This is a genomic window from Shinella sp. HY16, assembly GCF_028534175.1.
Classification (GTDB): domain Bacteria; phylum Pseudomonadota; class Alphaproteobacteria; order Rhizobiales; family Rhizobiaceae; genus Shinella.
This window is the reverse complement of the sequence record NZ_JAHYXL010000001.1, coordinates 1472700-1492176: the sequence shown is the minus strand read 5'-3', so window position 1 is coordinate 1492176 and position 19477 is coordinate 1472700. Positions and strand designations below refer to the sequence as shown.

30 protein-coding genes are annotated in these 19477 nt (G+C 59.1%); 11 read left to right on the top strand and 19 right to left on the bottom strand.

Annotated elements, in window-relative coordinates; all coding sequences use genetic code 11:
- Positions 1-11 precede the first annotated feature (11 nt).
- Together K0P03_RS07580 and K0P03_RS07575 are read left to right on the top strand one after the other, a co-directional pair.
- Positions 12-365, top strand: a complete 354-nt coding sequence (locus K0P03_RS07580) for a hypothetical protein (RefSeq protein ID WP_272789279.1) — start codon at positions 12-14, stop codon at positions 363-365.
- 141 nt (positions 366-506) lie between these two features.
- Positions 507-1274 (top strand): hypothetical protein, encoded by a 768-nt coding sequence (locus tag K0P03_RS07575; protein ID WP_272789278.1) that lies wholly within the window; start codon positions 507-509, stop codon positions 1272-1274.
- Positions 1275-1310: 36 nt separating this feature from the next.
- Here K0P03_RS07575 and K0P03_RS07570 read toward each other — a convergent pair whose 3' ends face one another.
- The 7 genes from K0P03_RS07570 to K0P03_RS07540 all read right to left on the bottom strand — a co-directional run bounded on the left by K0P03_RS07570 (position 1311) and on the right by K0P03_RS07540 (position 5631).
- Positions 1311-1859, bottom strand: a complete 549-nt coding sequence (locus tag K0P03_RS07570; protein ID WP_443020572.1) for a thermonuclease family protein — start codon at positions 1857-1859, stop codon at positions 1311-1313.
- A 451-nt stretch (positions 1860-2310) separates the two neighbouring features.
- A complete protein-coding gene (locus K0P03_RS07565; protein WP_272789277.1) occupies positions 2311-2745 on the bottom strand; it encodes a phage structural protein in 435 nt (144 codons plus the stop codon).
- 10 nt (positions 2746-2755) lie between these two features.
- Positions 2756-3898 carry a DUF3383 family protein gene (locus K0P03_RS07560; protein WP_272789276.1) on the bottom strand — a complete coding sequence of 381 codons (1143 nt, stop codon included), beginning with the start codon at positions 3896-3898 and terminating at the stop codon, positions 2756-2758.
- A 38-nt stretch (positions 3899-3936) separates the two neighbouring features.
- Positions 3937-4416: a phage neck terminator protein gene (locus K0P03_RS07555; RefSeq protein WP_272789275.1), complete on the bottom strand. Its 480-nt coding sequence runs from the start codon at positions 4414-4416 to the stop codon at positions 3937-3939.
- Positions 4413-4745: a phage head completion protein gene (locus K0P03_RS07550; RefSeq protein ID WP_272789274.1), complete on the bottom strand. Its 333-nt coding sequence runs from the start codon at positions 4743-4745 to the stop codon at positions 4413-4415. The genes K0P03_RS07555 and K0P03_RS07550 overlap by 4 nt, the downstream gene beginning before the upstream one ends.
- A complete protein-coding gene (locus K0P03_RS07545; RefSeq protein WP_272789273.1) occupies positions 4745-5206 on the bottom strand; it encodes a hypothetical protein in 462 nt (153 codons plus the stop codon). Before K0P03_RS07545 ends, K0P03_RS07550 begins: the two co-directional genes overlap by 1 nt.
- Positions 5206-5631 (bottom strand): DUF4054 domain-containing protein, encoded by a 426-nt coding sequence (locus K0P03_RS07540; RefSeq protein WP_272789272.1) that lies wholly within the window; start codon positions 5629-5631, stop codon positions 5206-5208. Before K0P03_RS07540 ends, K0P03_RS07545 begins: the two co-directional genes overlap by 1 nt.
- Positions 5632-5763: 132 nt before the next feature.
- Between K0P03_RS07540 and K0P03_RS07535 the strand changes: the two genes are divergently transcribed.
- Entirely contained in the window at positions 5764-6012 is a 249-nt protein-coding gene (locus K0P03_RS07535; protein WP_272789271.1) for a hypothetical protein, read from the top strand.
- Between the two features lies 1 nt (position 6013).
- Here K0P03_RS07535 and K0P03_RS07530 read toward each other — a convergent pair whose 3' ends face one another.
- Genes K0P03_RS07530 through K0P03_RS07515 form a run of 4 tightly spaced genes read right to left on the bottom strand, consistent with a single transcriptional unit; the run spans position 6014 to position 8971 of the window.
- Entirely contained in the window at positions 6014-6379 is a 366-nt protein-coding gene (locus tag K0P03_RS07530) for a hypothetical protein (RefSeq protein WP_272789270.1), read from the bottom strand.
- A 3-nt stretch (positions 6380-6382) separates the two neighbouring features.
- A complete protein-coding gene (locus tag K0P03_RS07525) occupies positions 6383-7312 on the bottom strand; it encodes a DUF2184 domain-containing protein (RefSeq protein WP_272789269.1) in 930 nt (309 codons plus the stop codon).
- A gap of 18 nt (positions 7313-7330) precedes the next feature.
- Positions 7331-7807 (bottom strand): structural cement protein Gp24, encoded by a 477-nt coding sequence (locus K0P03_RS07520; RefSeq protein WP_272789268.1) that lies wholly within the window; start codon positions 7805-7807, stop codon positions 7331-7333.
- A gap of 3 nt (positions 7808-7810) precedes the next feature.
- A complete protein-coding gene (locus tag K0P03_RS07515; RefSeq protein ID WP_272789267.1) occupies positions 7811-8971 on the bottom strand; it encodes a DUF2213 domain-containing protein in 1161 nt (386 codons plus the stop codon).
- Positions 8972-8999: 28 nt separating this feature from the next.
- On the opposite strand from K0P03_RS07515, the gene K0P03_RS07510 reads away from it, so the two are divergent.
- Together K0P03_RS07510 and K0P03_RS07505 are read left to right on the top strand one after the other, a co-directional pair.
- On the top strand, positions 9000-9533 hold the full coding sequence (locus K0P03_RS07510; protein WP_272789266.1) for a hypothetical protein: 534 nt from the start codon (positions 9000-9002) through the stop codon (positions 9531-9533).
- Between the two features lie 91 nt (positions 9534-9624).
- A complete protein-coding gene (locus K0P03_RS07505; protein WP_272789265.1) occupies positions 9625-9816 on the top strand; it encodes a hypothetical protein in 192 nt (63 codons plus the stop codon).
- Here the strand turns inward: K0P03_RS07505 and K0P03_RS07500 are convergent.
- The 5 genes from K0P03_RS07500 to K0P03_RS07480 all read right to left on the bottom strand — a co-directional run bounded on the left by K0P03_RS07500 (position 9813) and on the right by K0P03_RS07480 (position 14859).
- Positions 9813-10634, bottom strand: coding sequence for a phage head morphogenesis protein (locus K0P03_RS07500; protein WP_272789264.1), 822 nt, complete (start codon positions 10632-10634; stop codon positions 9813-9815). The genes K0P03_RS07505 and K0P03_RS07500 overlap by 4 nt on opposite strands.
- Positions 10635-10741: 107 nt before the next feature.
- Positions 10742-11044 carry a PBECR3 domain-containing polyvalent protein gene (locus K0P03_RS07495; protein WP_272789263.1) on the bottom strand — a complete coding sequence of 101 codons (303 nt, stop codon included), beginning with the start codon at positions 11042-11044 and terminating at the stop codon, positions 10742-10744.
- Positions 11045-11165: 121 nt separating this feature from the next.
- Complete coding sequence (locus K0P03_RS07490; protein ID WP_272789262.1) at positions 11166-13007, bottom strand: anti-CBASS protein Acb1 family protein; 1842 nt, start codon at positions 13005-13007, stop codon at positions 11166-11168.
- A gap of 149 nt (positions 13008-13156) precedes the next feature.
- On the bottom strand, positions 13157-14596 hold the full coding sequence (locus tag K0P03_RS07485; protein ID WP_272789261.1) for a PBSX family phage terminase large subunit: 1440 nt from the start codon (positions 14594-14596) through the stop codon (positions 13157-13159).
- Positions 14563-14859 (bottom strand): hypothetical protein, encoded by a 297-nt coding sequence (locus tag K0P03_RS07480; protein WP_272789260.1) that lies wholly within the window; start codon positions 14857-14859, stop codon positions 14563-14565. The genes K0P03_RS07485 and K0P03_RS07480 overlap by 34 nt, the downstream gene beginning before the upstream one ends.
- An 88-nt stretch (positions 14860-14947) precedes the next feature.
- Here K0P03_RS07480 and K0P03_RS07475 point away from each other — a divergent pair, with 88 nt between their 5' ends.
- From K0P03_RS07475 to K0P03_RS07455, 5 genes are all read left to right on the top strand, one after another.
- On the top strand, positions 14948-15121 hold the full coding sequence (locus K0P03_RS07475; protein WP_272789259.1) for a YodC family protein: 174 nt from the start codon (positions 14948-14950) through the stop codon (positions 15119-15121).
- Positions 15118-15381: a DUF6953 family protein gene (locus tag K0P03_RS07470; protein ID WP_272815999.1), complete on the top strand. Its 264-nt coding sequence runs from the start codon at positions 15118-15120 to the stop codon at positions 15379-15381. Before K0P03_RS07475 ends, K0P03_RS07470 begins: the two co-directional genes overlap by 4 nt.
- 143 nt (positions 15382-15524) lie before the next feature.
- Positions 15525-15692, top strand: coding sequence for a hypothetical protein (locus tag K0P03_RS07465; RefSeq protein ID WP_272789258.1), 168 nt, complete (start codon positions 15525-15527; stop codon positions 15690-15692).
- An 82-nt stretch (positions 15693-15774) separates the two neighbouring features.
- Positions 15775-15906, top strand: a complete 132-nt coding sequence (locus K0P03_RS07460; RefSeq protein ID WP_272789257.1) for a hypothetical protein — start codon at positions 15775-15777, stop codon at positions 15904-15906.
- Between the two features lie 127 nt (positions 15907-16033).
- The gene (locus tag K0P03_RS07455; protein ID WP_272789256.1) at positions 16034-16684 is read left to right on the top strand and encodes a hypothetical protein; all 651 of its coding nucleotides are present in this window, start codon (positions 16034-16036) and stop codon (positions 16682-16684) included.
- 189 nt (positions 16685-16873) lie between these two features.
- Here the strand turns inward: K0P03_RS07455 and K0P03_RS07450 are convergent, their stop codons facing one another.
- The gene (locus tag K0P03_RS07450; protein WP_272789255.1) at positions 16874-17182 is read right to left on the bottom strand and encodes a hypothetical protein; all 309 of its coding nucleotides are present in this window, start codon (positions 17180-17182) and stop codon (positions 16874-16876) included.
- A gap of 98 nt (positions 17183-17280) precedes the next feature.
- On the opposite strand from K0P03_RS07450, the gene K0P03_RS07445 reads away from it, so the two are divergent.
- Complete coding sequence (locus tag K0P03_RS07445) at positions 17281-17979, top strand: collagen-like triple helix repeat-containing protein (RefSeq protein WP_272789254.1); 699 nt, start codon at positions 17281-17283, stop codon at positions 17977-17979.
- Positions 17980-18094: 115 nt separating this feature from the next.
- Here K0P03_RS07445 and K0P03_RS07440 read toward each other — a convergent pair whose 3' ends face one another.
- Both K0P03_RS07440 and K0P03_RS07435 read right to left on the bottom strand, forming a co-directional pair.
- Positions 18095-18589: a YciE/YciF ferroxidase family protein gene (locus tag K0P03_RS07440; protein ID WP_130519861.1), complete on the bottom strand. Its 495-nt coding sequence runs from the start codon at positions 18587-18589 to the stop codon at positions 18095-18097.
- A gap of 215 nt (positions 18590-18804) precedes the next feature.
- The gene (locus tag K0P03_RS07435) at positions 18805-19452 is read right to left on the bottom strand and encodes a hypothetical protein (protein ID WP_130519863.1); all 648 of its coding nucleotides are present in this window, start codon (positions 19450-19452) and stop codon (positions 18805-18807) included.
- Between the last annotated feature and the right edge of the window lie 25 nt (positions 19453-19477).

The following is a 19477-nucleotide window of genomic DNA, read 5'->3' as shown; positions in this document are numbered from 1 at the left end:
CGGGGGACGTCATGAAGAAGTTTAGGATCGCGGTTTTTGCCGCGCTGTTCTGGTCACAAGCCAATGCTGGCGAGTTCACGCCGTCCGACTACTCCCCGGTCGAGGAAGCGGTGATCAAGACGCTGCGGATTGATCGCGATGACGAGTATCGAGTGGTTGTTGTCGGGATTGCAAACCGCGGCGCCAGACCATTCAATGCAAGCTACAGCTGCACATTGCTTGATCCTTCTGGATCCCCCTTCGATGAGACTGGCGGGTCAGCAAGCACCGTTCCGCCAGGCCAAGAGGTCATCGAAAAGTCCATCAGCTTCACAACGGATGCGAGCGGAGCAGTATGCCGTATCGAGTACATCAACTACGATTGACGGCATCATTTTGAGACCGGTTCGTCCTTAGGGTGTGCCGATACCAGAAGTCGGCACCCACCCGCAGTTCTTGCAAATGCCTCTTCGGGGAATTAGCGAGATTGCCTTGCATGGCATCGCCTCGGATTCAAAGAGAAACATGTGTCGAAAAGCGTAATCATAGTTCTGGCGGCACTCAATATTCTGGTCGGCATAGCCTACGCATCAAGGGAGTCGAGAGCCCCTGAGATCGTTGCGGCGCCTGACGCCCTGGAGCATCTGCTGCCCAGTTCCAACTTCAGCCTGGGGATGTCTGTTCAAGAGCTGGAAGAGGTGCTTGCTGCGCACTATCCCGATTGGGTGCGTTCAGAACGAATGCGGGCAGTAAACAACCGGAAGGATGTTTCCCTGGCTCCCGCCGCCCGCTCTTCATATCTTCAAACCATTTATATCTATCTCGAGGACAAGCACCTTCGCCTGTATCGAAGATACACCTTCGTGCTGACGTCTCCTCTAAGTGACAGCCGGGTGTACTCAATTGTCTACGTGGTCCAATCGAGCGCTGAACCGTTGATTACGATCGAGGATTGGAAGGATGGACTGCGCTCACGGTGGGACGGTGCACACGGCGGAAAACAGACCAACGATGAGGCCCGTGCTACGTACTTTTTTGATGCCAATTGGCAGTTGGTCGAGAACGGCGGAGAGAAGTGCGCTCCTATCTACCCTACTCTGTTCCGCCTGGACGAGAAGCCGCTTGAGATTGTCGTTGATGCCTCAGACTTGGTAGATAGCACCAGCTGCGCCCGAAGTCGCGATTCCCGCGTTGCAATGACGAATGGTGCGATTGCCAAATCAACGTTCTACACAGTCGACCACCGACGCAGCGTCGATGACATTGCAAAACGTGTCGTTTTCGGAGTTCGATGACGGCATTGCCCCGCCCCACTGGCGGGGATCTGCGTTTCAGCAGTTTGGCTTCCGCTTTGCCCTCTGCGCCCTGACAACGCAGGGCAATTCGAACGCCCCTTGCCATATCCCAGCGCGCGAGGCCTTTGCTGTCTCCTGCGCGTCGCTGTAGGCGCCGCCGCTGTACCTCTCCCAGTCCAAGGCGTTGCCGGTCTCAACCAACCAGCGGTTCACCTCGTAGCCATCCGCGCGGAAGCATGTTCCAACAAACCTCTTGTAGCGATCGCGCTCGACAAATTCGCAGCGGGTAGGCCTAGACGCCGCCAGCCAATCATCCAAGGCGAACGCAGCGTCTTTCCCGCAGCGATACACCCTGCCCGACTCGTCATGGCATCGTTGCCAACTCTCAGGAGCGTCAATTCCGTTCAAACGAATTCGCTCGCCCGCTATCTCTATGGTGTCCCCATCGATTACCGATGCCCGGCCAGTAAGGGTCGAGCTCGCTGCAAACGCAATAGATGCCGACAGGACGAGGAAACCGAGCAAGATCGAGACGTATTTCAATGGCAATGGACTTCGCCTGCTTTGCGATCCATGTGGCAACATTGGCCAGGGGGAGAGCTCTTTCGGCACCCTCCGCCGTGCGCACTCGCGAACGAGGCAAAAAACAACAATGACGCAAGCGCTAGAACAAGCGTTTTCATATCCCCTCCCGAGAATCCCTCTAAACGTAGGATTGCACAAACATCAGGCAGAGATCAATTTTTAGTTAGATGAAACCTGTTGCAGCAGATTCCACAACGACCTCAAAGGGCAACTTGACGATCTCGAATGTGCCCCTTGCTGGCGGGGCGCTCGGGGGTGGTCTAGAATCCCAAAACGTCAGCAACGGAACTCGCGGCAATACCGTGACGATCAAATTCAAGAACGTTGCCACCGCTGACATGAGCAAATCGAATATGAAGCCACGCCGACAATGCCGCGACGGTGAACGTACTCCTGATTGCGTCGCCACCACATTCCAAAAGCCGCGAGAGCGGCAATAAGCCGATCCCTGCTACCCGTTCGTAATCTCGGGCGTCCACTCGCCCGTGGACAGCACCCACTCGCGAACCGTTGCGTTCTTGCCCTTGCTGTCCGTCGGGGCGGACTGGATGAAGCAGTCCGTACCAGTGCCGCCCTCGCCCGACACCTTGTCCTTGATGACAAAGGGGAAGCCGGGGAAGGATGCGCCGAGTGCGCGCTGTGCCTTCTCCTTCTCGAGGAGGAGCCGGTGCGTCGGGCTGCTTGGCTGAAGGCGGATGGTGATGGTCGCCGAGCGATCCATGGTGATGGAGAAGATGGAAGAGCCGTCGGCGCCGACGACGCGGGAGCCCACATCGGCGCCCCGATTGACGACGATCGCGTCATCTCCATCCCAAACGCCCTGTACCGCGCGCCGGTCGAGCGTGGCGGCGACATTGCCATATGAGTAAGCGGTGGATTTGGCCATCGTCGCCTCCTTAGAACGTCATGAAGTAGTTGATGGTGGTGTAGTGGACCGCGCCGGCATACCGGAAGCGGACGACGACGGGCGGCGCGATGCGCGATTTGCGCTGTGCTTCGGTCACCGAGAAGACCGACGGGACCGTGATTTCGACCGCGGCCTCATACTCGCCCGTCAGCGGGTTGAGGTCCTGGGCGATCAAGCCGGCGCGCGCCGCAATCTGCATGACGGTGCGAGCCGCCGACGCGATCGTCTCCATGCCGGCGTCCGTGAAGGGCACGCGGGCATTGATGAGCTTGATCGCCAGCGCCTCTTCCTCGGTACGTGCGACAATCCAGTCCGTGGCATGGATCTCGTCGAGGAAGACATTCTGCGTGAGCGTCGAGCCCTCGACGGTCAGATTGTTGCCGCCGATGTCGATATAGGTATTGGCGAGGTGGCCGTTTTCCTCCGCCTGTCCGAGGCCGGGCGTGAAACCGGTAATCGCCGTGATCTTCGACGACGTCAGGTTCGCGGCGCTCGTCAGCGGCAGGTTTTTGAACTTGGCCGTATAGGCGCTGTCCGGCGTGTCGAAATCCCGGGTCGCCATATACGAGGCGAGCGAGATGGATGGGAATTCGTTGGCGTCCGGATGGTAGAAAACACCGGTTCGCTCCACCGTGCCTTTGTGGCGGGCCGCTATGTTCGTGGTGTCGGCCGCGGACTGCATGCCAATGGCATTGCTATCGATGAGCGCCAGCTTGTTCTTGGTCTCGGTCCAGGTGATGAGGCCATCCAACGCGGTGCTGTCGCGGAGCGCGGCGTCGATCGTCACGAAATACCAGTCCGTGTCGGCCTCGTAGACGAGATCGAGCTGCGCCTGAAGCTCGGCCGCCGTCGGGGTCTCGTCCATGGCGACGTGCCCGACCTTGACCTGGAGCGGGCTCGGCCGGCGCGCGAACGCCCGGAGCATCGCCTTGTAGACGTCGGTCGTCGGACCCCAGTCGGCGGCCACCTCATCCTGCGAGGCATAGAGCTTCGTCCGATTGGCGGCATCAACCTGGCCGGAAACGGTGGCCTTCGTCAGAATAATGGGCGTGCCGAAACCGCGACGATGCGGGAAGTTGTCGTTCCGCGTCATGGTCACGTTGACGACTCTCGAATACGGAACCTTTGCCATATCGCAGTCCTTCAGGTGGTGATGTTGGGGAGAAGCGGTTAGAACCGCTCGTGAACGAAGGTGGTCTGTTCGATCACATCGATGACGTGGCCATCCTTCACGAGGCCGCGCAGGTTGATGTCCATCTGGGCGCGCGGCTCCCAGGCATTGTTCACAAACTCCGGGACATGCCGGATTTGCGACACGTCATGCAGCACGAGGCCGGGCATGAGCGGTTCGGTCACCTGGGCGAGCTTGCGCGCCGAAATGACGGGGCGGAGGATTGCGGTGGGCTGTGGCCCGTATGCATGCGTAGAGAACCGCCATTCAACCTCAATAACAGGCGTGGCCGCCACTTCGTCGTCGCCGGTATAAACGACCTCCTGAGCGTGCTCGTGCAGCTCATAGAATCCGGTTAAGTTGACCGTGATGTATTGGCCCGCCGGACGTTTCGCCGACTGGTAAGCCTTGATCACGGTCTTACCCGTGACGGACTTCAGCCAACGGACAACAGCAGAATGAACCTCGTCATCTGTCATGCCTTCAACTGTCCCAGGGCAGCACGGAAGAAGGCCCCTTCATCACGGGGCCAGACATGCATGACGCGATAGGAAAGCCCCTTCGCCGTGATCAGATTGTCCACCTCGACCTCCGATCGGCTCCACAGGAGCCAGCGCGCTTCGGTGCGGATGCCTTCTGGCAAGTCCATGAGCTGCCGCCCGCTGGCGGGCTGGATTGCGGCGCGGATCGTGTTGACCTCGGGAGCTGCGTCGACCACATCGCCGTCGTCGTTGTAGGTTCCGTCGGGCCTCGTGGTCAGAGTGACGTTGACCGCGCGCCGGTCGATCGCTCGTGCGACAGCAAGCATCAATCATCCACCTTGTAGGTCACTGCAGCACGCATCTCGCCAGTATCAATGAGCGGCTTATCGGAGCCCTTGAGCGCAATGGTCGCATCGGCGTTCCCGGGCGAGGTCAGGGATGAAATTTCAGCCTGGATATCCCCTTGAGCCTTGATCCCCAGCTTGCGCAGCACGGTCGTCATGCTCGTCTCCCCACGCAAAATCTTCACCGCGGACGCCCGCATCGCGCTTTGATAGCCGCCGGTGTTGTTCTTGATCGCATTTCTCATGAATGGGCGCTCTGGCACCGGCCCGCCCCATCCTCCACCGGATGCGCCACCGCGAGTGCCGAACTCGTTCCAGACAGCTTTCTGGATGTTGTCGCCGTCCGCTTCGCCCGCCGGAAAACCAACTTTGACCCTCGAGGGTCCGGATATCCGCGGAGGCAATTTCTTCCGACGCTTGCGCACCACGCTCATCTTGAACATCAGACGACGGCCACCGGCGGGAAGTTCTTGCGAAGGAATTCGAGGTAGAGCCGGCCGTATGAGGTCGTGCCATAGTTCGCCGATAAGCTGGAGCCGGAGCCAGAACCGCCCCCAGACGAAGCAGATGCACCGGCATACTCGACTTCGACGTCTCCGACCCTCTCCCGCTTCACCGGACCGGTGACAGCGAAGTGGCCGCCGCCCTCCCCGGCCGCGACACCCTGCGAACGGCCGGGCTCGCCTTCCATGGCGAGGAGGTGCGCGGCGAGGTACATCTGCGCCTTAGCCCGGTCGCGCTCCAGCCAAGTGTCGCCGACCGCGTCGACGGCTTCTGCCAGCACCGTGTTGACCAGGGTATTGGGCACAGGTGCAAACTCTGGGAAGCGGGCCTTAAATATCTCTGCGTTCGGCTGAACGTAAGGCATCGGGACTCCGATTTTGAAGCTGAGGTGCTATTGGATTCCGAATAGTGCGTACCCACATTTCCGAAATTGCTAACCATCGATTTCATAGGAAGATTTATGCCGCTGCCACTCATCCATCTTAGGGAACCATCCATGACCGAGACCGGCATGTCATGGCAAATCCAAAGCGGACCGTATAAACGTGCCACCGTGTTCATCGCCTTTGATGTGCTGATTGAAGCGGGCCCGGCTACGGGCGGGCCAATCGGCCGCCTCCGGGCACACAAAGGAATCCTTGAAGAGATCGCCAACGCGAAATATGCCAAGGGTATGACGAATGAAAATGGGATTGTGGAGATCCTAAGCGAAGACCTTCTCAATCCCGATCTCAACCGAGAGTAAGCTACTCCGCGAGCTTCCTGTCTATCTCTTCCTGGATCTTCTCAGCAGACCAGCGGTAGTGGGCTGCGATGCCTAGTTCCTTGGCTTCCGCCCGGAGCTTGGCAAGCGCATCGTCGTTAGGCGATGCACCTGCGGAAGAATCGCCGCCCACTGCCCCCGTATCGGTGGCTTCATCGACGGGAGCCGGTAAATTTGCATCGTCCGATTGCTCGTCGCTTTCAAGCACGCCGGCGTCGATCCAGGAACGAACGACGGCATGGTCCTTGATGATGCTCCATCGCTCCACATTCGTGGCAACTCCGGGGCGAAGGACGACACCGCCCGGTAGACCGAGCGGACCGTCGTGGTTGGAGGTGACTTTGGTCATCGTTCAGATCCCGTCGCGATACTTGACTTCTGCCGGACGGCGAATGTCGAGACCGCCGAGGCGGAAGACGCCAGGCACAACCCAGCGCAGCGGACCATCCTGATAGACCGGCAGGAAGCGATGAGGCATGGGGATGTGCAGCTTCAGCACCTGTGGGTCGCGACGGTAGGCGACGATGCGCGCCGTGTTGCCGACACCTGCGGTCTCAAGCCCCTGCACGCCGCGGATCGTAAGATCGTTGCCGGTCTTCGCCGTGTAGGTGTTGTTGCGACGAAGAAATTCCAAGATGGAAATCGTCGTATCGCCGAGCCGGCGGGTTGCCAAGGTATTGAGCTTCGCGTGAGGAAGCAGGACAGTGTCGGCAACCGAGGTGTACATCGTGCCAACTGCCGTCGCCATGATAGCTTCGTTGACGTCCTGGATGATCTGGTCCGTCGTCGAAGCCCCATCCCAGTCGCCGTTGGTGGCGGCTGCCGGAGTGATCGCGCTGTTGTCGAGAAGGCCCTGGAACCCCTTTTCGGGTTCTCCGGCAAGTGCGACACGGTCAACCATTTCCTCGTAGGCGCGCCGAGCCGCCATCGCGTCGTCGTTCTGGAGATTGCGGCCGACCATCATGGCGATGTTGACCTCTTCCCAGCCCCATCCGTAGCCGATACCAGCCGTATAGACCGAAGTCTTGTGCTGGGTAAGCTCCGTGCCGGCGAGCGGAATGTCATCGGCGTTGCCATTGATCCAGCCGGCTTTGCCGAACTTGTCGGACGAGTAGTAGGTCACGGTCTGCGCGAAGGGATGCGCCGACGTGTCTACCGGAATGAGCGAGGGGTACTGGATATCCGGATAGACGGTTTCGTTGACGGCGGTCTCGACATGCGTGGTCTGGGAGACCACGAAGCCCATCGCGGCCTGTGCGTCGAACTGATAGTTGACGTTCATTGATCGTTTCCTTTTCGATTAGCCGAGACGGAGCTTTGCGAGCCCGGCGCCAGCGGCGGAGGAGTCCCAGCGGGCATTCGGGATCGCGACGACGCCAGCGCCGACCGCGGCAGAGCCAAGGACGCCGGTAGCGAGGGTTACGGTGACATCAGTGCCAGCGACGACAGCGCTCGCCACTTCGACCCAGGCCACGCCCTTGCGCATGATGCGCGCGGACTCATACTGGCCGAACTTGGTCGGAGTTTCGGGCCGAACCGATCGCTCGTAGACCGTGACGCCGAGGAATTTGAACGCGTCCATTGCTGCAGTGTTGAGATCACCGGTGCACTGGCCGTCCTTGGTGCCGTCCGCAGCTGCTTCCTGCACGACTTTGCCGAAGCCGACGCCGGCCGCATCTGCAACGGTGCGCGAGATCAGCACAGCGTCTTCCATGTTGGCGATCTGGCCCGCGACGGCCGGGCGAATATTCTCAGAATAGGAGGTCTGGACGGCCATCGGTTAGGCTCCCTTCTTCCAGGCATCGGCAAGGCGCTTTTCATAGGCGGCCTGACCGTTGTCGGTGACGTTGGTCTTGGTGTCCCGGTTGAGCAGTGCGGCGCGAACCGGATCGGAGGTAGCCGCGTCCTTGGCGATAGCCTTGAACATGCCGGCGATTTCGGCGTCGGACGCGTCTTTCACCATTTCGTCGCCGAGCTTGGTGGCGACCGCTGCCTTGCGAATGTCGGCATCAGAGACACCTTCAGTTTGCACGTCCTTGGCGACGGCCTTGACGGTGGCCTCCAGTGCGACGCGGTCGGCAACCAGTTTGGCAAGGGCTTCCGGCGATGGAATGGCGTCCTTTGCCTTTTTCAGGTCAGCCTTGAGAGTGCCAATCTCTTCGTCCTTGGCGGCGACGGCTTTCTCGTGAGCCGTTGCAGCATCAGCAGTCGCCAAGGCGTGCGCCTTCTCCACGTCGGCAAGTTTGGCCGCGAGGTCCGCTTTGTCCTTGGTCAGCTTCTCAATGGCGGCGGCACCTGCATCGGTCGTTTCGACCTGGAGCCCGTCCACCAGCACTTTGCGCAGATTGTCAGCCATCGGGCTTCCTTTCATGTCTGCTGTGGGGAGTATGACGGGGCTCGCGCCCCACGATTTCGCGCCGTCACCGATGCGAGCTTTGGAACCAGCGCGGCCGTTCTGCACGATAGCGACATGGTTGATGCGAATGTCTTTTTGGATTGCGTCGTATGCCAGCCCGTCAGGCGTCGTGCCGCTCTCGAACGAGAGATCACAGGTATAACCAGCGGAAAGCTCTCGCTTGCCGCCCTCGACGAGGTTAATCGCAGTAGCATCCATGACGATAAGCGGGATTCGGACGAAGTCACCATCTCGGGCGATCTCATCGCCAATGGAGCCGACGGCGAGTTGTTTCCAGTTTGTGGCACTGACCGCTTCGTCCGGATGATCGTTCGTCACCGGCTTATGGGCGTAGCTGCTCATACTGTCTCGGCTGAACACCTGGTCGGCGGGCCGATAGACCTTGACCACCGGCATGTCGGGTTTCCCGACCTCCCAACCGGCGTACTCCTGAATTCCGGTGCGAGCGGTGCGGACCTCTGCCACGAGGTAGCCGTCAGCGGTCCGTCGCGTTCTCGCGATCGGTGCAACATCGATAAAGTTCATGATACGTTGCCTCAAGTTGGAGACAAAAATGCAAACAGTCGCAATGTCACCCGCCGCGGTCGAAGCGCTCACCCGGATGGGTCAGATGCTCATTCAGATGCAGGTTCTTGAGAAGTTGGTCTCGCTCTCACTCACTTTTCCGCTTCGGGATGTGGGAGTGAAAACCCTAGATGCCCTCTTCGCCGCTGAGGCAAAAAACAAAAAGGCGACAATAGGAAGACTCATCGTTGCCCTGAAATCCCGCGTCGATCTTGATGACGACTTTGCGACGATGCTCGATCGTTTTCTCGATTACAGGAACACGTTCGTGCATGATCTAGATCGAATGGGTGGCTTCGATTGGCAATCGGACAGCGGCATTGCCCGCATGCACGACTTTCTCGATACCCTCGCGTCGGACACGGAGTTCATCTCAAAGGCCTTCACTTCTCTGCTGGTCGAATGGACGTCGGCGAATGGGGTCCACCCAGAAGGCACGCAATCGGTTCGGGATATACTCGGTGACCTTGACGGAATTGCCACAAGCATCTTTTTCCCCAAACCTGTCAAAGGCACACCTTAAAACAACCTGGGTCATCAGGCACGCAGGACCACTGCCTTAACGTCGGTGAATTGCGGTGGACTTTCCCTTGGTTTCAGGTTTTCATCGGCACATGACCGACGAACAATTCCGAATTCTGAAGACCATGCTTCATGAGCAAGGTGTGAAAATCGCTGAGCTCTCACTCGAGGTCCGCAAGCTGAAGCAGGCGATGGAGACGACCGAGGTCGTTCTACTTGGCCCCGAGGACGTCGCCGACGGCATCGATATGCCGGACGACGTCCGCAAACTCCTCAACCTCTAGAACCGCACAATCCCGCGCGCGATGCACCGACAGAGGATCGGCTGCCCCGGCGGTAGCCCCTGCTCCGCGCCCGTTGCCTCGCCCCATTTGTAGGTCTTGCCGTCCAACTTCCGATGCCGTTCGCGGACCCGTTCGTCATGGCTGGTCGTCCACACATAGGACGTCACACCGGCCTGCGTCTGCCGAAACCGATTCAGGTCCGAATTGAACTTGCTCGTCTGGTCCCGGGCGATGATCTTCGCGCGGCGATCGGCGATCCCGAACTGCTCCTGCAGAGCCTTGCGGAGTGAGGCCGCCGAGTTACCGGCAATGCTGTTGTCGTAGACCGCCTGCTCGATCCGCTTCTGCAGGTCGTCGGCAAGCCCCTGGATGAGCGAGGTACTCCGCCCTACAGCTTCGCGGATGTAGTCCTCAATGTCCTCCTGCCGGACCACGGCGCGAAGGTCGATGCCCAGGGCGCGTTTGGCAGCGGCCATGAAATTGTCGGTGTGCCTCAGTCCCTCAAGGTTGAGGATGCGATCAACGGCATTAGAGGCGATGCGGATCAAGGCGACCTTGAGATTGCCGATCCGCGTAAACCAGTCGGTGTCGGCATCGACCGTAATGGTCGGCTGGGCGCGCTTTCGGTCAATCTCCGCCTGGTAGAGGGGGACAACGCTCTCGCGCATCTCTCTGGCCATTCCCGCAAGCAGGGACCGAAGCGCCGAGTGATATTCCTTCTCCGCGGCGAGGCGGACCTGTACTGGCGGCAACTCAACGCTCGTGCCGGCGGTCCTCCCATCGGCACGGCCGAGCTTTGCCAAGGAGTAACGAAGCATGTGAGTTCCTTGCTTGCTGAGCGAGGATCGCCTATACTGGATTTAGGTTCGCGAGCGTTTCGGACGTAAGCTGAAGGCCCCGGCATAAAGCAGCGAGCCAACTCCCCTCACACTCGATAGAGCGTTATGGCGTCGATCCGTTGCTTTTTGCGGCGCACTTCACCGATGTACTCGTACTTGACGCCATCGACAGTGGCCCGATAGACGAGCCGGGCAACGCCGTTGACGCCCCGGTCCTTCCCGAGCTTGACCTTACCCGTCTTCACGATAGCCGGGAGACGCTGAATGTCCGCGGCACCGATGTTTGGATGCCGGGAACGGATGTGAGCGACCGCCTGGTTGCTGATCGCATGCTTGAAGCCCCGGACATTCACGCCAGCGATCTTGGAAACCGCCGCCGGCCGGCGCACCGCACCGAAATCCGCGTGGACAGCTCCGTTTTGCCCAGCCGCACCTATTGCCGCGCTGATCCGGCCGCCAGCCGAAAGCCAGCGGCCGTTTTTGCCACGCGGCTGGCTCGGATTGTATCCGTCACGGAAAGGTGCCGTCGCCGAGCGACGAACCTCCTTCCTTCATCTCGCCGAATATCTCCGGCCCCAGCAGAATTTCGCCCTGGTACGGCTCGACACCGGCGAGATCGGGCGAAGCCGGGTCATACGAGATGGTGATGTGCGGCTGGTACTCCGGATGATCCCAGGACGCGCCCTTGTCGACCATCTCGTCATGACGCCACCGGAGCATGTTCGAATTGAACAGAAGCACGCGCGCCTCGCCGAACTGCTCCATCAGCCGAGCGCCGCCGCGCGGGATCTTCACCTCATCCTCCCAGGTGCTGCCCATCTCCATCCAATCAACCGGCGTGCGGCTGTAGGTGATAGTGACATGGAGATCATCGGCCGGGAGCGTGGTTTTGAACCCCTGCCCCTTGGCCCATGCGATGATCTCGGCGGCGTTTAGGACGTCCCGGCGAACGTAGAGCGTGCGTGGCGTGGCGTCGGCCACGGTAGATGGCTCGGCTCCCTCTCGCGGTTGCGTTCCCTCATCGTGGTCGGCCTCATTCCCTCCACCAAGATCCGCCTCCCAATCGTCACCAGTTCTCTGCATGGCTTGATCGAGGCCCGGATAGAATGCGGTCTCTATGAACTTGTTCGATACGACTGACCGCAACTCCTCAGAGCTGAACAAGCCGGTCCGGCCAATAATCTCGGAAGTCTCCGCATTCATTTTCCCGATTTCAGCCTTCTCCTTCTCCGTCATCTGCTTGAGTGGCGCCCAGGAGTAGTAGATCTCGGGAGGGCGAGCGCCGAGTGCGGAGCGGATCAGGCATTCATCCAGGCGGTAGAGGGCTGGGGTCATCTCCAGAGACTGGATGGACGACACCAGATCGTAGTAGTTGAGCATGTCGGACTCGCCGGTGGCGCTCATTCCGGCTGGTGACTGGCCAAGAAGCCGAGTCACCGGGATATCCGCTGCGCCGGAAACCATCTGTAAGAATGTTTGCATCACCTCCGGCAACTGCGCGAAGCTGATCTGTTTGCGATCGTATTCCTCTTCCTTGTCAAGGATGAGGGCCTTGTTGACCCCCTTGGCCGTCGCCGCGAGCGTAAATCGCTCCATCAACCGGTTGCGATATTCCTGGTCGGACAGGCTGGCCATGAAATCCGGGACGCGGAAAACATCGACATTTGCCTCAAACACGAGGCTGGCGATGTTCGCAGCCGTGGCGTCTGCATTGCGCACCGCGGTGTAGACCGCCTCGAGCACGCTGTCGCCCCATCCCTGGTTGATGCTCTGGGCGATGAGATCGTCCGCATGCGGCGCGCCTAGGAACACGGCCAGTCGCGACGGATGGATTCGCACCATCTCGGCCCTGCCCGTCACCTCGTAGTAGCCCGGGCGGCCGAAGTACTCGGAAAGCACGTCCTGCTCGATCTCGCCGGTTGTGACGTCGCGGCGGGACAGGACCGTAAGGTACTTGATGCCGCCCTTGCCGATGCGCTCCGCCTCAAGCGGCTTCATGAGGTCGGTTTCGCCCGTGCCGATTAGCAGCGCGGCGCCGCCCCATAGACGAGCTTTGGTCTTCACCTCGAGCAGCTTATTCCAAAACCCTAGGCGCTTCTCCTCAGCCTCGATGAGCTCGATCTGGTCCTGCTCGGCCTGCCAATCCCTGCCCTTTCGGACTGCATCCATGGCGGGGATATTGATGATCTTCTTACCCAGCCAGTTCGAGCGGTAGATGTTCGAGAGCTGGACAGGGTCGAGCTGCTGAAAACCGTAGAAGGTCGTCGCGGCTTTGTCGCGGAGCGGATCGCCGAGGCCAGCCACGACCGAGCGCAGGCTGTCATTCGCGCGAAGTGTGATGACCTCACCCATTGCTCTTGCCTTTCACCAGCCGCGGTGGGTTCTTCACCGTGTCTTTGACGACGGCCGGGATGATTTTCAGGACACCCTTTGCCCCACCCTTTTCCTTTGCTTGGGCGAGCATCTGGCGCCGGCGCTGGCATGGAGTGCAGGACATGAGGTCACCCGATGTTCGAAAGCGTGTAGGTGGAGCCGGTGATGTGCACGTTGTCGGCGGCGATCACCGCGTCGGCGAGGTTGTGCGACTTCACGCCCAAATCCTTCTTGAGCTTCGCCTTCGGCACCACGCGTTTCTTGCCCTCGGTCTCCACCCACCACGGCACGCAAAGCTCGGTGAAGAGCGCGTCCAGCTTCTGGGTGTCGATCGCCGACGAGAACGACAACACGTCCTCCGGCTTGATCGCATGGCCTCGCGTCACGGCGTTAAACGTCAGCATCGCGCGGCGGGCCGTGTTGGCCCAGGCCTGCGCCTTGAGATTCAGGTACTCGTCCTTGTTGAGCGGGCTGTTCTTGTTCAGCGCGTCGCTCGGCTTGTCCGGATCCATGACTGCCCCGCCGGCATGGAAAGCGTAGTGCTTGACCTTGCTGGCGTTCTGGCTGTTCTGCTCGTCGATGTAGCCACCGACGAACGCGCCGACGCCGATCGTGTCATAGGAGACCGTCGCGCCAGCGAGCTTTGCCTTAGCCCAGACCTTCTTGGCGTTTTGAACCAATTCGTCCTTGCCGGATGACCAGTCCTCAGCATCAGTGAAGACGCCTTCGATCTTATCGGCCGTCGCGCACTTGTCCTCGCCGTCGTCTGCCGGGTCGAAGCCGATTATGTTCCGGCCGGTCAGGCTGATCTTCAGGACCGTATGAGCATCAACGCAGGCATCGAGCCAACGGCGCTTGAAGATCGAAAGCTCGCCATCCCCAAGCGGCACGCCGCCATAGATGTGCTCGAACAGTTCCGGGTTCGCGGCCTGCATCGCAGCGATATCGCGCAACGCCTTCTGCGAAAGGAACGGATTGTCCGTCCAGTCGATCTTGTGCACCACCGTGTGGGGCGGCGTGTTTACGACGAAGTTCTTCCAGACATAATCGGTGACGAGCTTCGGGTTGAATAGCAAAATGGCGAGGCTGTCTTCCTTGCGGATCGTTGGGCCGATGACCGTCCATTGCTCTTCGGTGAGCTTCTCCGCCTCTTCCACCCAGAGGATATCGACATCGGACGTGCCCTTGATGTCCTCAAGGTTCCGCTCGATGCCGTAGAAGATGAATTCCGCGCCGGTCCGGCGGTGGATGATCGTCGTCTTCTGGACGTTGTAGGCGGCTTGCAGCCCCAGATGATTGATGGCCCATTTCAGTTCGGTGTAGACCGAGTCCTGAATGCGGTTCTGGAAGCGGCGGATGCAAAGCACCCTCATCCTGACCGCCACATGGTCGACCAGGCGCACCAACTGGCAGGCCGTGTCACGGGTCTTTGAGCTTGACCGGCCACCGTGAAGAACGGCTATATCGGCTTGGCCGAGGAAAACCTCTTCCCAGAAATCATGCAGCGCCGGGTTTGTCAGATGGGTGGTGGCGTCTAGCTCTTTTCGCTGCGCAGCACTTCCCGCCATGTTCTCGGATCCGTTGGGCTCATGCTGCCGTCGCTGGACTGGTGGTCGACGCTGGCAAGCTTCGGATGGACATAGGGTGCCGCGGCCTTTGCCGCCTCGAACCGATCCTCTGTTGCCTTTGTCTCGTCCCGCATGATGGCGAGCATATAGTCGAGCGGCGTCAACCCGCTTGCTTCTACCGCCTCCTGCCGGGCAGCAGTCGCCTTGTTTGGCGCTCCTGCTTTACGGCCAGCGCCAGGCCGCTTCCCGCCGCGCTGTGTCATTTGATTTCCTTTGATTGTTTTTCAACACGGCTTGCAAACTCGTGGTTGATCTGTCTCCATACTGGAAACAACTGGAGAAAGAAAAATCATGTCATTCAAAGTAGGCGATATCGTTCAGCTCAAATCCGGCGGCCCGAAGATGACCGTTGTGCAAATAAACTCTTCTACGATCATATCATGCTCTTGGTTTGCAGGTGCCAAGCATGAGCGCGGCGCCTTTCACCCGGACGCTTTGCAGGTCCCCGCAGAGGACAAAAAATGACGACCCCCTCTGATGTTGCGACTTGGATGGTTGAGCAGTTGAAGGATAAGAAGTTCCTCTACCAGGAGCACATTGTTTACTCGATCCAGAAGGAGTTTGGCGACGAGTTCGTTTTCATCAACGGGAATGGGAACCTCGGCATAACGAAGCCAGTGCTAACCGTATTCAATAAAATGACGCCAGATGTTGTTTGGTCACGAAGTGACCGATGCTGGCGAAACCGAGCAAGCTATGACAAGCCTGGCAGGATGCAGGATTGATGTTCCTACCTCTACCCTCCACCGAGGATACAGAGAGAAGCATCTGAGAAGCCGGACCGAAGCCCGGCTTCGGGTTGATGCACGTCAAGATCACGTTGCTGGTTCCAGAGTACGGATAAGCTCCAGCCAACGGAGATTTTCCTATGCCCTACATCGCGCAAGCTATTCTCTCTGCAGCCGGCGTCTTCGCCGCCATGTGGGTCGCACGAGACAGTGCGGCCTTCCCTATCTACCAGTTCGGCATATCGCTGGTGATGATCATTCTCGCCTGCATAATCGTGTTGTACGGGCCGCGCCTTTTCCGGAGATAAGGGCTATGTTCCCCGGTAAAGACTGGGGCAATGGACAGGATGCCACAATGGCCGATCTGCGGTGAGTGTCCGAGAGGTAGAAATGGCAGAGAGCGAGCAGGAAAAGCCGCCTTTCAAGTTTTATTGGAAGCGAAACGCGATCATCTTCCTGGTGTCGGCGTTGCTTGCCTTCGCTGCGATGGGAGCGATCAGCTACTTCTTTGGCCCGATGTAGACGAAGCAACTTCCTCTGTTCTCGCGTGAGGGCACAAGTCGGGGCCACTGGGAGCCGGAAGGTCGAGCCCGGCTTTCGATAGGAAATATGGGTAAGGCTTTTCGACACCCAAGAACGGCAGGTAGGTATGAAGGTTGGTAAATCTGTAAGCAAGGCGATTGACGATTGGCTCGCGGGAGACAGCGAAAGTGCGATGCTCCACGCCTGCAACGCAGTGGATGGGACTGCTAGAAAGAAGCCCTACGGTAATAGTGGTAATGCTGCTCGATTCTGCCGATTGATTCGAGAAGAGACTGAGATTTTTGGGAAATTCGGAATGCCGGGTATCAATCTCGACACTACCCGATTTCCAATCTCGCTCGCCAACAAATCAATGGTGGCCTTGGACATTGCGGAAATTCTATACAAAGTCCACCGCTGCACCCATGGGCATGGCGATGAGCTAGAAGACGGCTTCGAACTTTATCCTGACGCTGCCGGACCAGAGCCAATCACAACGATGCAATGGTCAGCCGGAAAATTGAGACTCAGCGACAGCATTCTTTTCGCTATGATTGGAGTAGCTGTGGTTGCGCCTGAGAATGTTGGACAGCAAACGACCGACGGGCACTATCTGACATTCAATCGCGGCGCCCCCATGCTAATCAACGAATGGTGGGGGCGGCGGGACGACATGCTGGCGGTCGTTAGGACCGTCGAGATGCCCTCGGTTCATTTGGATTTTTCAAACATTCTGAAAACGGATAGTCAAGCGAGCGCAACTTCGCCGACCCCGTGATTGGCCGGACTGTGTGCACGGTCTGCGCGTCTACAGTGCCGGATATGCCTGATACGGGGCAGCGTAGGGTCACGCCGATCATGTGGGGCTCCTGTGGGGTGTTCCTATCTCTACCCTCTCCTAAGGGCACAGATCGGGACATCAAAGAGCCGGACGGTTAAGCCCGGCTCTCGTTTCAGGCATGCGGGATCAGCAGCGGATGTCGGGGTCGATGTACATGTAGGCGGCGACGGCGACGGGCGTGCCGGCAACGGTCATGCTGGAGAGGTCGGCCGAACTTCGGCTGACGGCGCTGTGCGGCTCGACCGACGGAATGATGCAGTTCAGGCAGACGACGTCGGCATCGACCTGGTGGATCATCGGCTTCTCGACCGAAGCCTTGACGGCTTCATAGATGCCGGGATCGGTGGGCGTGGCCGCGACGGCCGGCGCCGAGATGGTGAAGGCCATGGCCGCAAGGGCGAGGCCGGCATAGATCAGACTTCGGATCATGCGCATGCTGGTTCCTTTCCTATGGTTGAAAAAATGTGGGCAACCTCTCGACTCCTGCGAGAGGCTGGTGCAATGCTTGCTGGCGCTTATTTCTGTGGGGACAGATGAGTACAGATCTGTGGGGCCGAGCATCGGCCGTTGTTGCTGTCGTTGGTTTCGCAATTACGGGGACGGCACTTTACTTCAATCTCGATCGCCAGCTTGAGAAGGCAAACGAGAAGATCGCTTCCCTTGAGACAGTTATCCTAGACCTCTCGAACGCCCGGGCGGCCTCAACAGGCGCGAAGGGCCCCAAGGGGGAGAAAGGCGACCCGGGTGAACGCGGAGACCAAGGCGAGCAAGGACCACGGGGCGAACGCGGCCCCAGCGGCGAGAAGGGCGACACCGGCCAAGTCGATGACGCCGCGCTCGAAGAAATCAAAGCCTTTGCCGAACAATTGATCGACCGAAAACTTCAAACAAGATCTACGGCATCGGTAGGAAGCGCACCGGCACTGCTTGACGTAGAGCTTGATTCGTCAACCTGCTGGCCGTTAGAAGCCGTTCTTTCGAAGGAAACCGTTGCCTTCAAAGAAGGCGTTGAGCTGTGCGACGAATCCGGCCGGCTAATAGCTCGCGTAGAGGGTATCAACCTGAAAACCAAGCAGAAATGGCTGAACATCGTTCTGCTCGGCCATGGTCGCGAAAGCTGCGAGCTTGAAAGGGTCTGCAGCTTCCAGTGGTTGAACGATTCCAAGTACATTTACGAGCGCCTCGTCAGCAAAGACGGCGAGGCAGTCGCTATGCTTCGAAGAAGCAAGTAGCCCATCAATAGGCAGCAAGAGGCGCCGGGCTACCCTCCCGGCTTGGCCGCTGGCGAAACGGGAAATCCCGCTTCGGGATCCATGGGCGGGGCGCAGCGGCTTCCCCTAGAATGGGTCAGGCTGCCTTCTTGACCGCCGTCGTCTTGTTGATCGCCGTCACGGCGAGGTTCGTCAATTTGTTGTTGGTCGCCTTCTCCTGGTCGAGGATTTCGCTCAGGATCTTATGCGCCTCATCGTGGCCGAGATCCTTCGCCCATTCACGAAGCGAACCGTAACGGGCGATCTCGTAATGCTCGACTGCCTGACAAGCTGCGAGAAGGCCAGCGTCAAGTGCGGTGCCTTCCGCCTCCTCCATGAGGCCGTCGGCTTCCTTGATCAGCCCTTCGATGGCGTCACACTTTTCGCCGGACGCCTTCTTGCCGATCGACTTGAAGACCTGCTCGAGCTTCTTGATCTGGTCCTTCGTTTCCGCAAGGTGATCCTCAGCCGCCTTTTTCAGCTCTGCGCTCTTCGCCGCCTTTGCGACTTTGGGCAGAGCCTTCGTAATCGCGTTCTCGGCGTAGTAGACGTCCTGAAGCGTGTGCTCGAATATATCAGCCAGCGATTTCATGATGTCTCTCCTTTGCAAGATGAAATGCGGGAGAGAAATCTGGAAGACAGGCAAGGGTTCCATGGCCAAGGCAAATTCATGCAAGCTGCCGGGAATTTCGGCAATATTCTCCAAACGGGGCGCGGTGAAATCCGCCCCGTGGCCCGGCGTGTATTCCCTCGTTAATCGAGGTCCGCGATCAGAACAGCCACAAATCACCAAAGATTTCAGTGATTCTAAGCGACTTTCTCTATTTCTTCAAGAGTCTCTGCGGCTTCGAGTGCATCAAGCTGTGCAGTAATTACCAGAACGCGTGCACGCATGACCTCACCGAGGCGTTCGAGGACCTGATCGGCGTACTCTCGCAGGGAGGTTTTCGGATGCCGACCCTTCGGGAGCGCCTTCTTCAACTGTCCACGGAGGTTGTTCGCCTTGTTGAAGCGTTTCCGCTCGATGTCGGACCATTCCTGAAGGCGCTGTGCCTGCTCGGTCTCGAACTCGTCAACCATGAACTGCGCAATCATATTCTGGGGGAACTGAACAGGGCCGGCGTTTCGCGTCGGCGCGAGCATGCACATGACCGCCTCAACACCCCTCACCCGCTCGAACTCGAAATCAGGGAGGTGGACGAAGGCGTAGCCGACCAGGAATGGTAGCCGCCGCTCAATCAGCTTGTTCGTCCGGTGGTGCTTAGTTCGAATCCAGAAGGACGGCATGTACACGTCAATGCCTTCTTGGCGCAGCTGGCGCTCAAGGATGCTCTCGCCCTTGCGGCGATCGGCCTCGATCCTTTCCTTTTCGGTGATGTTTGCCGGGATCGGGAGCGGACGTGCCATCCGTTGAGTGCCGGGCTTTGCGCGTACCGCGTACCAGTTGCTTGCCATGGTGGTGCTCCTCGTATTCCGCTGC